This window comes from Rhizobium sp. RU35A, assembly GCF_900156005.1.
Taxonomy (GTDB): domain Bacteria; phylum Pseudomonadota; class Alphaproteobacteria; order Rhizobiales; family Rhizobiaceae; genus Neorhizobium; species Neorhizobium straminoryzae.
In genome coordinates, this window is record NZ_FTMR01000002.1 from 500,961 (window position 1) to 513,741 (window position 12,781).

The 12,781-nt window shown below is 63.5% G+C and carries 9 protein-coding genes; 6 read left to right on the forward strand and 3 right to left on the reverse strand.

Annotated features, from left to right (window positions below):
- Positions 1 to 3 precede the first annotated feature (3 nt).
- A complete protein-coding gene (locus F3H95_RS06960; protein ID WP_149745373.1) occupies positions 4 to 546 on the reverse strand; it encodes an AAA family ATPase in 543 nt (180 codons plus the stop codon).
- 278 nt (positions 547 to 824) lie between these two features.
- Here F3H95_RS06960 and F3H95_RS06965 point away from each other — a divergent pair, with 278 nt between their 5' ends.
- Positions 825 to 2,033, forward strand: coding sequence for an MFS transporter (locus tag F3H95_RS06965; protein WP_149745374.1), 1,209 nt, complete (start codon positions 825 to 827; stop codon positions 2,031 to 2,033).
- A gap of 87 nt (positions 2,034 to 2,120) precedes the next feature.
- Here the strand turns inward: F3H95_RS06965 and F3H95_RS06970 are convergent, their stop codons facing one another.
- Complete coding sequence (locus F3H95_RS06970; protein ID WP_149745375.1) at positions 2,121 to 3,044, reverse strand: response regulator; 924 nt, start codon at positions 3,042 to 3,044, stop codon at positions 2,121 to 2,123.
- Positions 3,037 to 6,438: an ATP-binding protein gene (locus F3H95_RS06975; protein ID WP_143126762.1), complete on the reverse strand. Its 3,402-nt coding sequence runs from the start codon at positions 6,436 to 6,438 to the stop codon at positions 3,037 to 3,039. The genes F3H95_RS06970 and F3H95_RS06975 overlap by 8 nt, the downstream gene beginning before the upstream one ends.
- A 281-nt stretch (positions 6,439 to 6,719) precedes the next feature.
- On the opposite strand from F3H95_RS06975, the gene F3H95_RS06980 reads away from it, so the two are divergent.
- From F3H95_RS06980 to urtD, 5 genes are all read left to right on the forward strand, one after another.
- Complete coding sequence (locus F3H95_RS06980; protein ID WP_244617907.1) at positions 6,720 to 7,472, forward strand: aspartyl/asparaginyl beta-hydroxylase domain-containing protein; 753 nt, start codon at positions 6,720 to 6,722, stop codon at positions 7,470 to 7,472.
- 237 nt (positions 7,473 to 7,709) lie between these two features.
- Positions 7,710 to 8,999 (forward strand): urea ABC transporter substrate-binding protein, encoded by a 1,290-nt coding sequence (gene urtA / locus F3H95_RS06985; RefSeq protein ID WP_143126764.1) that lies wholly within the window; start codon positions 7,710 to 7,712, stop codon positions 8,997 to 8,999.
- A 211-nt stretch (positions 9,000 to 9,210) separates the two neighbouring features.
- Positions 9,211 to 10,815 carry an urea ABC transporter permease subunit UrtB gene (urtB, locus tag F3H95_RS06990; protein WP_188134311.1) on the forward strand — a complete coding sequence of 535 codons (1,605 nt, stop codon included), beginning with the start codon at positions 9,211 to 9,213 and terminating at the stop codon, positions 10,813 to 10,815.
- Complete coding sequence (gene urtC, locus F3H95_RS06995) at positions 10,812 to 11,981, forward strand: urea ABC transporter permease subunit UrtC (RefSeq protein ID WP_149745376.1); 1,170 nt, start codon at positions 10,812 to 10,814, stop codon at positions 11,979 to 11,981. Before urtB ends, urtC begins: the two co-directional genes overlap by 4 nt.
- Before the next feature lie 5 nt (positions 11,982 to 11,986).
- The gene (urtD, locus tag F3H95_RS07000; RefSeq protein WP_149745377.1) at positions 11,987 to 12,751 is read left to right on the forward strand and encodes an urea ABC transporter ATP-binding protein UrtD; all 765 of its coding nucleotides are present in this window, start codon (positions 11,987 to 11,989) and stop codon (positions 12,749 to 12,751) included.
- Positions 12,752 to 12,781: the final 30 nt, after the last annotated feature.

Consider the following 12,781-nt stretch of genomic DNA (forward strand, 5'->3'; position numbering starts at 1 on the left):
CGGTCAAACCGCAGCCTCCGCACCGATCCGGGCCAGCACAAAATCCGCCCGCTCCGCCACGCTGACCTTCGGCAGGACCACGATCGTGTAACCAAGCCTCGGATAGAGATCGACCAGACGGTCATATTCCGCAAGCGCTCCCGCAAGGGCGTGCCGGCGCTCCCCATCCATCACGTAGATCTCCGGCCAGGGCGGTGTGAGAAACACGGTGGGGTGGTATCGGTGCCTCCTGCAGAGATCAAGTGCCGACGCGTCGCCTGTCGCCTGCCAGAGGGCGGCGGCCGCATCCACGAGGCCGCGGTCGAAGAAGGTCCAGCCGCTCTTGTCCGGCAGGCCTGCGCGGTCCGCCATGGCAAGCGCAATGGCGCGCCGGGCAAATTCGGCCAGGTTGACCCAGGGCAGGGCCTCGCCCGCCGTTGCCTGCTCTTGCGTGACGATGCGTCGACCGGGTTCGGGCACCGTTCTGAAACCGCGCCGCTGCAATTCGGCAAGCAGCGTGGATTTCCCGCCGCCGGAACAGCCTGAAAGGATGACGAAGCGGTTCATGATGGGGTTCTCCTGAGGGTGGAAACACTTGGTACCGGATCGCGGGAGGATGAGACGATCTGACGTATCGCTCGCCAGAAGTGTGTTGACTGCTATGGTGCATAGCGGTAATTTGACGCTTGTCTGGAACTGGCTGTTATCGCGACATCTGCCGGATCGGATCGCGCCTTGGAGGAGGCGCGCGGGGAAGTTTCTGTCGGATCCTGAAGGGTGATGGACCGACAGCGCTGGAGGTGGCGGCCGCTCCAAGCCTGCCTGTCTATGGGAGAGATTTCAAGATGACGAAGACTGCTGCGCTCCGCACAAGCGGAGGGCGGGCGCTGGTGCTCGCCTTTCTGGCTGCTGTGATCGAGGGTTTTGACTTGCAGGCGGCCGGGGTGGCGGTGCCGAAACTCGCGCCGGCCTTCGGGCTTACGCCGCCCCAGATCGGTCTGTTCCTGTCGTCCGCGACATTTGGCCTGATCTTCGGCTCGCTGTCCGGCGGCTGGATCGCCGATACCTGGGGCCGTCGCGCCGGCCTCGTGCTGTCGCTTCTGACCTTCGGTGTCTTTTCCGTGGCGACCGTCTTTGCCACCAGTTTCGAACAGCTGCTGGTCCTGCGCATCCTGACCGGTGTCGGCCTCGGTGGCGCTCTGCCGAACCTGATCAACATCGCCGCGGAATCGGTGGAGCCGCGGCGCCGCGGCTGGGCGGTCTCGATCATGTATGCCGGCGTGCCGCTCGGCGGCGCGATCGCCAGCGGTGTTGCAACCCTTGGCCTGCATGGCGGGGACTGGCACATGATCTTCCTCGTCGGCGGCCTGATGCCGCTGGTGCTGGCCCCCTTCGTGCAGCTCCTGCTGCCGCCGCTTGCCGTCGCGCGCCAAAAGGTGTCGTCCGCTACGGGCGGCTTTGCCAAGCTGGTTGCGCCGGAATCGCTGGTCGGCACGCTGTTTCTGTGGCTCGCCTTCTTCCTCGGCCTGATGGTGGTTTATGTCCTCCTGAACTGGATGCCGCAGCTGCTGGTGGCCCGGGGCCTGGAAAAGAGCGAGGCCTCGCTGGTGCAGCTGATGTTCAATGTCGGCGGTGTCGCAGGCAGCCTGATCGGCGGACGGATTTTTGACAGCGCGCGTCCCATTGGCCCCGTGCTGCTTGCCTTCGCGGCTTCCGCCGCGGCTCTTATCATGCTGGGCATCCTGCCGGTCGCGCTGGCGCTGATGCTCGTCGGTGGTGCGCTGGTCGGTGCAGCGATCCTGTGCATGCAGGCGATCCTCTATGCCACCGCCCCGCAGTGCTATCCCTTCGAGGTGCGCGGCACAGGCGTCGGAATTGCCGTTGCGGTCGGCCGCCTCGGCTCCATCGCCGGCCCTCTGTTCACCGGCCTGCTGGTCGCCCGCGGCGCAACGCCGACCGACGTGATGTTTTCTCTGGTGCCGCTGACCGTGCTGACCGGTGTCTTCACGGTGGTCCTGCTGTTCCGCCGCAGCCGCCGCGAGGCCTTTGCCTGAGCCTGCTCGCGCCAGGATGCTATTCGGTTCGCAATGATGGAAGGCCCGGGCGATCAGCGCCGGGCCTTTGCCGTACCGCCCGGCAGATCAGACTTCGTGCAGGACGGTTGCAGCCTTGACGGCGGCGGACGCGCGGTTTTCCACGCCGAGCTTCACATAGATCTGTTCCAGGTGCTTGTTCACCGTGCGCGAGGAGAGGCCGAGGATATCGCCGATATCCTTGTTCGACTTGCCCTTGGCGATCCACAGCAGAACTTCGGATTCGCGCAGCGTCAGCGAAAAATGTTCGCGCAGCACCGCATCGTCGGCGCGGCTGCTGCCGCCGGTAATGCGGAACAGGTATTCGTCGGCGCCGATCGCACCGAGGAACACGACATGCAGCCGGGCCTCGGCGCGATCCGAAAAGGCGAAGGTCGCCTCCCGCGCAAAGCCGGGGCGGTCGCGACCGGCCATCCAGCCGGCGATCTGCCTGACAACGCCATCAAGACCTTCCTCGCTGCCGGCCGCCGTGTTGATGAGACGGGTGGCCTGCGGAGTGGACCAGTGGAGCGCGCCATTGCCGCGCACCGCTAAGAGGTGACGGCCGGCGGCATCGAGCGCGACGCGGGCACTTTGCGCCGAGCGGGCATTCGAAAGGTGGACGCGGATGCGGGCGCGCAGCTCGTCGATGTTGATCGGCTTGGTCAGATAATCGACGCCGCCGCTCTCCAGCGCGTGCACCACATGTTCGGTCTCGGTCAGCCCGGTCATGAAGATCACCGGCACCTGCGAGACGGCCGGATTGGCCTTCAGCCTGCGGCAGGTATCGAACCCGTCCATGCCGGGCATCACCGCATCGAGCAGGATCAGGTCCGGCGTGATGCGCTCCACGATGTTGAGCGCCGACTGACCCGTGGTGGCGATCAGCACGGAAAAGCCCGAGGTTTCCAGCGCCTCGGTGAGAAAGCCGAGCGCTTCGGGACTGTCGTCCACCAGCAGCACGATATCGCGGGGCAGGGCCAGGTCAGACATCGTCGGCAACTCTTTCCTCGGTGAATCGGTTGAGGAAGGTCCTATAGCCCGAGAGATCGAAGGCTTGAACATAGGCGCCGAGTGCCTCGGTAAAGGGTCGGTTTTCCGGCAGGCGCGCCAGCTCCGCAAGTTTTGCCTCGATGCCGCGGATATAGCCGATCTCGCCGAGCTGGATCAGGTCCTCCACATGGCGCGGACCCGGGTTTTTCGGCGCGGCGGGCGGGGCGAGGGTGGACGGCGCCATGGCCGGCGGCAGGCCTTCGTCGTCATAGATCCAGGTCAGGCCGAGATGCAGGGCGAGCTTGTCGGAGAGCTGGCGGATATCGACGGGCTTGGCCAGCGTGTCGTTGTGGCCGTCGCCCTCGCGGCGAACGGAAGCGCCGTCGCCGATATTGGCCGAGAGCATCAGGATCGGCGCTGTCTGCCCGCTTTCGCGCAGCCGCGCCACCAGCTGCCAGCCGGTCATGCCGGGCATCAGGATATCGACGAGGAAGAGGTCAGGCTTAACGCCCTCGATCAGCGTCAGGCAGTCCGGCCCGTCCTTTGCCGTCAGCACCACGAAATCCATCGGTGTCAGCACCTCGCGCATCAGGTCGCGATGGTCCTCGTTGTCGTCCACCACCACCACCGTGCGGCGCGGCCCGGTGTGGCCGACGATCCGGCGCGCGGCAGCCGGCATCGTGCTCGGGCGATCGACGGCCGACAGCATCAGCCGCACGCGGAAGGTGGAGCCTTCGCCCTTGCGGCTGACGACGGAGATTTCGCCGCCCATGGTGTTGGTGAGAAGCCGTGTGATGGTGAGGCCTAGGCCGAGGCCCGGCATCGGCCGCACATTGTCCGCCTCGCCGCGCTGGAAGGGTTCGTAGATGCGGCCGAGATCCTTTTCCGCGATACCGCAGCCGGTATCGGCAATCGTGAAGGTGGCGACCTGGCTGCGATAGCCGACCTCGAAGCGGATCGCGCCCTGCTCGGTGAACTTGATGGCGTTCGACAGCAGGTTGACGAGGATCTGGCGCAGGCGCTTTTCGTCGCTGCGCACGTAATGCGGCAGGCTGCGGGCCCGCTCGTGGATAAAATCCAGCCCCTTGGCCTGTGCCTGCGGGCGCACCATCTCGACGATCTGGTCGAGAAAGTCGTGGATGTTGATCTCGTTGGAATAGACCTGCAGCTTGCCGGCCTCGATCTTGGAAATGTCGAGCAGTCCGTCGATCAGGCCGGAGAGGTGATCGGCCGAGCGCTTGATCACCTTGATCGCCGACTGGCGCGGCTGCGGAATGCTCTCGTCCCGCTCCAGGATCTGGGCATAGCCGAGCACCGCATTCAGTGGCGTGCGCAGCTCGTGGCTGAGGCCCACCACATAGCGGCTCTTGGCGCGGTTGGCGGCCTCGGCGGTTTCCTTGGCCTTCTGCAGCGCGGCATCCGTCTTCTTGTGCGCGGCGATCTCCTTGAGCAGCAGGGTGGTCTGGCGCGAGGATTCCTCCTCCGCCACCACCCGGCTGTCATGCGCCAGAACGAAAAACCAGGAGACGATGCCGGCAATGATGGCAAACACGAAGAACACGATCAGGATCGTGCCATAGATCACCTCGGCATTGGCCGGCATGGTGCCACTGATCTGATAGGCGATCATCGCCATGATGCCCCCGATCAGCGAGATCGACAGGATGGCCGTCATCGCATAGCGGCCGAGCCGGGTCATCAGCCGCTCCACCACCTGATCGGACAGGAACGAGCGGGCAACGCTGCCGATCTGCGCCTTCATCTCGGCCTTCGGCTTGCACATGTCGTGGCAGCGGCTGTCCAGCGAGCAGCAGAGCGAGCAGATCGGCGCCGCATAGGCGGGGCACCAGGCCATGTCTTCCGGTTCGAAGGGATGCTCGCAGATCGAGCAGGTGATGGAGGTCAGGTTCTTCCAGGCATGCCGCGGCTTGCGGGCCAGATAGAAATGGCCCTTGGTGGCCCAGGCGATCAGTGGCGAGAGGAGGAAGGCCGTCAGTGTCAGGTAGGTCGAGAGCGAGGCGGCGAGCAGGCCGAACAGGCCGAAATGCGCCGACAGCGCAATCGCGGTCGCGCCCAGCATGGCGCCGAGCCCGACCGGGTTCAGGTCGTAGAGATGGGCGCGCTTGAACTCGATGCCGGGCGGCGACAGTCCCAGCGGCTTGTTGATGAAGAGGTCGGCCGAAATGGTGCAGAGCCAGGCCATGGCGATGATCGAGAAGATGCCGAGCGTCGCTTCCAGCAGCCGGTAGATGCCGATTTCCATCAGAAGCAGCGCGATCGCCACGTTGAACACCAGCCACACGACGCGGCCCGGGTGGCTGTGGGTGAGGCGCGAGAAGAAGTTCGACCAGGCAAGCGACCCGGCATAGGCGTTCATGACGTTGATCTTCAGCTGCGAGACCACGACGAATGCCGCCATCAGCAGAAGGGCCGCCGTATCGTTGGGGATCATGTAGCCGAAGGCCGTCAGATACATGTGGGCCGGATCGCCTGCTTCCAGCGCCGGTACGCCGGTCGAGAGCGTCAGCACCGCCAGGAACGAGCCGGCCAGCAGTTTCGGCACGCCGACCACCACCCAGCCGGGGCCGGCCAGAAACACGGCGAGCCTGTGGCGCCACTTGCGCTGCCCCTCCGCCGGCAGGAAGCGCAGAAAATCCACCTGCTCGCCGATCTGCGGCATCAGCGCCAGGATGACGGCGGAGGCCGCGCCGAATTCCAGAAGATCGAAGGGGGCGGGGCCGCCGACCACCGCATTGGAATGATCGATGCCGGCAAAGCTGCGCCAGAGGTTGAATTTCTCCCAGTCGGAAAAGGCGATGAACAGGAAAGGCAGGATGTTGAGGATGATCCAGAAGGGCTGCGTGGCCAGCTGGAAGCGCGAAATGAGCTGCACGCCATAGATGACCAGCGGAATGACGACGGCGGCGCTGATGATGTAGCCGATCCAGGGCGGAATGCCGAAGGCCATCTTCAGCGCCGCCGTCATGATCGAGGCCTCGATCGCAAACAGCATGAAGGTGAAGCTCGCATAGATCAGCGAGGTGATGGTCGAACCGATATAGCCAAAGCTTGCGCCGCGCGTCAGAAGGTCGATGTCGACGCCATGGCGGATGGCATAGCGGCTGATCGGCAGGCCGACGACGAGCATGGCCAAAGCCGCCGCGAGGATCGCGAAGAAGGCGTTGGTGGTGCCGTAGGAGAGGGTGATCGCGCCGCCGATCGCCTCCAGCGCGAGGAAGGAAATGGCGCCGATGGCCGTCTGCGAAATGCGGCTCGAGGAAAAGCGGCGTGCGCTCTTGGCGGTGAAGCGCAGCGCATAGTCTTCCAGCGTCTGGTTCGCGACCCAGCGGTTATAGTCGCGCCGGACCGGAATGATGCGTTGCCGGGCTGCCATGCGTGCCTTGCCGTCCATTTGTGCATGATGATCGTTTGGGCAGTTTCGAGGGTTTGTGACGGATTTGCAAGCTGGATTCCCGTTTGCCACAACTGTGACACAGGCTCTTGCAACAGCGTGCAGGCTCACCATCTCAGTGTGTGCAGCAGAACGCCCGAAGCCTTGCCCGCTGGGTCTTTCGGGTCCCGTCAACTTTCATTCATGTGTGGCCACCCGTGGAACCCTCGACCGTCAGCGCTTCTCCGAATGAACAGACCTTTGGCACCCAGGGCATCGCCCCCATGGATCGCCCGAGCCGCATCACCCGCTTCTTCATGGCGATCGTCGCCTGGGCGGAAGGCCTCAATCTGAAATATGCCAAACTGGGCAATCCCCCGGTCTATGACAACGCAACGTTCCCCTGGGCTGCGGAGGTCGAGAAGGCCTATCCCGCCATTCGTGCGGAACTGGACCAGATCCTGAAGCGCAAGGACGAGTTGCCCAGCTTCCAGGACATCTCCACCGATGTGAAGACCATTTCCACCGACAACAACTGGAAGACCTTCTTCCTGCTCGGCTTCGGCGTGAAGTCGGAGCAGAACATCAAGGCCTGCCCGGAAACCTGGAAGGCGATGCAGAAGATCCCGGGGCTGACCACGGTGATGTTCTCGATCTTCGAGCCCGGCAAGCATTTGCCTGCCCATCGCGGCCCCTATAACGGCGTGTTGCGCCTGCATCTCGGCATGATCGTGCCGCCGCAGCGAGACAAGATCGCCATCCGCGTCAAGGACCAGATCTGCCACTGGGACGAGGGCAAGGTGCTGATCTTCGACGATGCCTATGAGCATGAGGCCTGGAACCATTCCGACCAGACCCGCGTGGTGCTGTTCGTGGATTTCGTGAAGCCGCTGAAGTTCCCGGCCCGCCTGGTCAACTGGTGCCTGATGAACCTGGCGATCTTCACGCCCTTCATCCGCGAAGGGCTGGATAACCACAACGAGTGGGAAAAGAAGTTCTATGCCGAGGCGGAAAAGCTCCGCAACCGGCCACACTGAGCCTTTCACACGCTGCGCCGGGTGCTGAGCCCGGCGCCCGGCGCTTGTTGTCCGCTGCTCCATGGGCGCGGATGCACCACACGTATTTTCCCTTTTTCTGATCTTCCCCTTTCGCCCCCTCGTGTACGTCATTTTACGTATGCCGTTTTGCGGTGCAGCAGCCGATAGTTCGTGAAGCAACGGTTAACGGCCGAACACAGGCCCGTTGCGGAACGAACGAGAAGAGGGGTTCGCACCATGAATTTCAAGGCAAGGCTCGGCGGCGCAATGCTCGCCGCCATCATGTCCACGACGGCGTTCCACGGCGCCTTTGCCGCCGAAGACACCATCAAGATCGGCGTCCTGCATTCGCTTTCCGGCACCATGGCGATTTCGGAAACGACGCTGAAGGATGCCATGCTGATGCTCGTCGAGGAGCAGAACAAGAAGGGCGGCGTGCTCGGCAAGAAGCTCGAAGCCGTCGTCGTCGATCCGGCTTCCGACTGGCCGCTGTTTGCCGAAAAGGCCCGCCAGCTGATCAGCCAGGACAAGGTTGCCGCCGTGTTCGGCTGCTGGACGTCCTCCTCGCGCAAGTCCGTGCTGCCGGTCTTCGAAGAGCTGAACTCCATCCTGTTCTACCCGGTGCAGTATGAGGGCGAGGAATCCTCGCGCAACATCTTCTACACCGGTGCTGCCCCGAACCAGCAGGCCATTCCGGCCGTCGATTATCTCGCCGAGAAGGAAGGCGTGCAGCGCTGGGTTCTGGAAGGCACCGACTACGTCTATCCGCAGACCACCAACAAGATCCTCAAGGCCTACCTGATGTCGAAGGGCGTCAAGGCCGAGGACATCATCGTCAACTACACGCCGTTCGGCTTCTCCGACTGGCAGACGGAAGTTTCCAAGATCAAGGCCTTCGGCTCGGCCGGCAAGAAGACTGCCGTCGTCTCCACCATCAACGGCGATGCCAACGTTCCCTTCTACAAGGAACTCGCCAACCAGGGCATCAAGGCCGAGGACATTCCGGTCGTCGCCTTCTCGGTGGGTGAAGAAGAACTCGCCGGCATCGACACCAAGCCGCTCGTCGGCCATCTGGCTGCCTGGAACTACTTCCAGTCCGTCGACTCGCCGGCCAATGCCGAATTCATCAAGGAATGGCATGCCTTCACCAAGAACGACAAGCGCGTGACCAATGACCCGATGGAAGCTGCCTATATCGGCTTCAATGCCTGGGTGAAGGCCGTCGAGGCTGCCGGCACGACCGATACCGACAAGGTGCTGGATGCCATCATCGGCGTCTCCGTCCCGAACCTGTCGGGCGGCTATTCCACCGTGATGCCGAACCACCACATCACCAAGCCGGTGCTGATCGGCGAAATCCAGGCCAACGGCCAGTTCGAAATCGTCCAGCAGACCCCGCAGGTTGTCGGCGACGAATGGTCCGATTACCTGCCGGACTCCAAGAACCTGATCTCCGACTGGCGCAAGCCGATGTCCTGCGGCAACTTCAACGTTGCCACCGGCAAGTGCGGCGGCAAGGGTAGCTGATAGCTGCATCGGGTCAATGGCCCCTCCTCCCCGCAAAGGGGGGAGGGGCCTGATCTAAGCCTGTCGGCGAGATCATCGAACGTTCTGGACCAAGCTTACCCCCCTCTGCCCTGCCGATCTCCCCCTTGAGGGGGAGATGCCCGGCAGGGCAGAGGGGGGTGAGCCCCACGCGCGGCGCAATCTGTGTCCGCTGCAAGAAGGGGCTACGATCATGTTGCGACTTTTCCTTTCAACCCTTTTCCTCCTCCTCGCGCTTGTTGCGCCCTCGCTTGCCCAGTCCGATCCGAAGGCGTTGATCGATGCGCTCGGCAAGGCTGATTTCAAGCAGGCCGAGGATCTGATCGGCCAGATCGCGGCAACCGGCGATCCACGCGTGGTGCCGGCGCTGAATGCCTTCGGCGACGGCGATCTTTATGCCCGCAAATCCGATGGCGCTGTTTTCATCACCAAACCTGCCGGCGCCAATCTGGCGCTGATCGATCCCTTGAGCGGCGAGAGTGTCGGCGAGGCGCCGAAGGGCGCGCTGAACAAGCTGAAGATCAACAACACGCTGCGCCGCGTCCTTCGGGCGGCCACCGGCGGCCTGACGCTGATGAGCCCGGATCGTGCGGCGCGTCTTTCGGCCGCCGATGCCGTCTTGCGCGCGCCATCCGCGGAAAACCTGGCGCTTCTCGAAACGGCCCTTGCCAAGGAGGCCGACCGCGAGGTGAAGGCCCGCATGGAAGAGGCGCGCGCCGCCTCCGTACTGGTGTCCGACCGTTCGATCGAGGAAAAGAATGCCGCCATCGATACCATCGCCCGGATTGGCGGCCGCGATGCGATCAGCCTGCTGCTGACCGCATCCGCCACGATGGATCCGGGCCTCAAGCCCGCCGTGAACGCTGCCGTTGCCCGCATCCAGACGACGCTTGCCTTCTGGGACATGGGGCAGAACGTCTGGTACGGCCTGTCTCTCGGTTCGGTGCTGCTGCTGGCGGCCATAGGCCTTGCCATCACCTTCGGCGTGATGGGCATCATCAACATGGCGCATGGCGAGATGGTGATGCTCGGCGCCTATTCCACCTATGTGGTGCAGGAGGCGATCCGCACCTCGGCGCCGCATCTGTTCGACTGGTCGCTGGCAATTGCGCTGCCGGTCGCCTTCCTCGTCACCGCTGCCGTCGGCCTTGTCATCGAACGCGGCGTGATCCGCTTCCTCTATGGCCGGCCGCTGGAAACCCTGCTGGCCACCTGGGGTATTTCCCTCGTGCTGCAGCAACTGGTCCGCTCGATCTTTGGGCCGACGAACCGCGAGGTCGGCAATCCCTCCTGGATGTCCGGCGCCTTCCAGCTAGGCGAGATGCAGGTCACCTGGAACCGTCTGTGGATCGTTGTCTTCTCGCTGTCGATCTTCATCGGCTTGCTGGTGCTGATGAAGCGCTCCGCCTTCGGCCTGCAGATGCGCGCCGTCACCCAGAACCGCCGCATGGCCTCCTCCATGGGCATCCGCACGCCCTGGGTCGATGCCTTCACCTTTGCGCTCGGTTCCGGCATCGCCGGCATTGCCGGGGTGGCGCTGTCGCAGATCGACAACGTCTCCCCCAACCTCGGCCAGTCCTACATCATCGACAGCTTCATGGTCGTGGTGTTCGGTGGCGTCGGCAATCTCTGGGGCACGCTGGTCGGCGCGCTGTCGCTCGGTGTGCTCAACAAGTTCCTCGAGCCGTGGACCGGCGCCGTGCTCGGCAAGATCCTCGTGCTCGTTCTGATCATCCTGTTCATCCAGAAGAGACCGCGCGGCCTGTTCGCGCTGAAGGGAAGGGCGGTGGAAGCATGATCACCAGCTTCATCTTGCGCGCACTGGAAGGTCGCATCGTCATGACGGTTGCTGTTCTGGCGGCCGTGGCCCTGGCCATTCCGGCCAGCAATCTGCTCCTTTCGCCCGACAGCGCCCTGCATGTCCCAACCTATGCCATGTCGCTGATGGGCAAGTATCTGTGCTATGCGCTGCTGGCGCTGGCGCTCGATCTGGTCTGGGGCTATTGCGGCATTCTCTCGCTCGGCCACGGCGCCTTTTTTGCCCTCGGCGGCTATGCCATGGGCATGTATCTGATGCGCCAGATCGGCAGCCGCGGCGTCTATGGCAATCCGCTGCTGCCCGATTTCATGGTGTTCCTCAACTGGAAGGAACTGCCCTGGTTCTGGCATGGCTTCGACATGTTCTGGTTCGCGATGCTGATGGTTGTCGTCGTCCCGGGGCTGCTGGCCTTCGTGTTCGGCTGGTTTGCCTTCCGCTCGCGCGTCAACGGCGTCTATCTCTCGATCATCACCCAGGCGATGACCTATGCGCTGATGCTCTCCTTCTTCCGCAACGACATGGGGTTTGGTGGCAATAATGGCCTGACCGACTACAAGGAAATCCTCGGCTTCTCCGTGCAGGCGGATGGTACGCGCGCCGTGCTGTTTGCGCTCTCCGCACTGATGCTGGCGCTCTGCCTGGTGCTTGCCTCCGCCATCACCCGCTCGAAATTCGGCAAGGTGCTGGTCGGCGTGCGCGATGCCGAAAGCCGTGTGCGCTTCCTGGGCTTTCGCGTGGAAGACATCAAGCTTTTCACCTTCGTCGTCTCGGCCATGATGGCGGGCATTGCCGGCGCGCTGTTCGTGCCGCAGGTCGGCATCATCAATCCGGGTGAATTCGCGCCGGCCAATTCCATCGAGGTGGTGGTGTGGACGGCGGTTGGCGGGCGCGGCACGCTGATCGGCCCGATCATCGGCGCTGTGCTGGTCAATGGCGGCAAGAGCTTCTTCACCGGCGCCTTCCCGGAACTGTGGCTCTATGCGCTGGGTGCGCTGTTCATCGGTGTGACGCTGCTTTTGCCGAAAGGCATCGTCGGCACCGTCCAGTCCGTCCTTGCGGCGCGGCGGGCGGTGAAGGCGGCAGCCGGCAGGGACGCCAGTGAAAACGATGACCGGGCCCCGTCCCAGGTCCAGGCTGCGGAGTAGACCCGATGAACCTCGTCAGAAGCGAAACCCGACCGAAATCGCTCCTTTACCTCGATGGCGTCTCCGTCTCCTTCGATGGTTTCAAGGCACTGAATTCGCTCTCCTTCGTCGTGGAGCCCGGCGAATTGCGGGCGATCATCGGCCCGAACGGTGCCGGCAAGACGACGATGATGGACATCATCACCGGCAAGACCCGGCCTGACACCGGACAGGTGGTGTTCGAGGATCTGATCGATCTCACCAAGAAGGATGAGGCCGACATCGCCCAGCTCGGCATCGGCCGCAAGTTCCAGAAGCCGACGGTGTTCGAAAGCCACACCGTCTGGGACAATCTGGAACTGGCGCTGAACCGCAAGCGCGGCGTGTTCGCCACGCTGTTCTACCGGCTGACGGCCGAGGATCGCGACCGCATCGAAGAAATTCTTGCCACCATCCGTCTCACCCATCGTCGCGACGAGCTGGCGGCAAGCCTCAGCCACGGCCAGAAGCAATGGCTGGAGATCGGCATGCTTCTGGCGCAGGAGCCGAAGCTCCTGCTGGTCGATGAACCCGTGGCCGGCATGACCGACGCCGAAACCGCCGAAACCGCCATCCTGCTCAAGGAAATCGCCAAAAGCCGTTCGGTGGTGGTGGTCGAGCACGACATGGGCTTCATCCGCGATCTCGGCGTGAAGGTGACGTGTCTTGCCGAAGGTTCGGTGCTGGCCGAAGGCTCGATCGATTTCGTATCGAACGATCCGAAGGTCATCGAAAACTATCTGGGGCGGTGAGGGCGATGCGGAACCTGTTGCCTTTAACCC

Coding starts and splice junctions, on each gene's coding strand:
- F3H95_RS06980 (WP_244617907.1), top strand. CDS start 6,720: ATGGATCGCCCGAGCCGCATCACCCGCTTCTTCATGGCGATCGTCGCC.
- F3H95_RS06975 (WP_143126762.1), bottom strand. CDS start 6,438: ATGGCAGCCCGGCAACGCATCATTCCGGTCCGGCGCGACTATAACCGC.
- urtB (WP_188134311.1), top strand. CDS start 9,211: ATGTTGCGACTTTTCCTTTCAACCCTTTTCCTCCTCCTCGCGCTTGTT.
- F3H95_RS06970 (WP_149745375.1), bottom strand. CDS start 3,044: ATGTCTGACCTGGCCCTGCCCCGCGATATCGTGCTGCTGGTGGACGAC.
- urtD (WP_149745377.1), top strand. CDS start 11,987: ATGAACCTCGTCAGAAGCGAAACCCGACCGAAATCGCTCCTTTACCTC.
- urtC (WP_149745376.1), top strand. CDS start 10,812: ATGATCACCAGCTTCATCTTGCGCGCACTGGAAGGTCGCATCGTCATG.
- urtA (WP_143126764.1), top strand. CDS start 7,710: ATGAATTTCAAGGCAAGGCTCGGCGGCGCAATGCTCGCCGCCATCATG.
- F3H95_RS06965 (WP_149745374.1), top strand. CDS start 825: ATGACGAAGACTGCTGCGCTCCGCACAAGCGGAGGGCGGGCGCTGGTG.
- F3H95_RS06960 (WP_149745373.1), bottom strand. CDS start 546: ATGAACCGCTTCGTCATCCTTTCAGGCTGTTCCGGCGGCGGGAAATCC.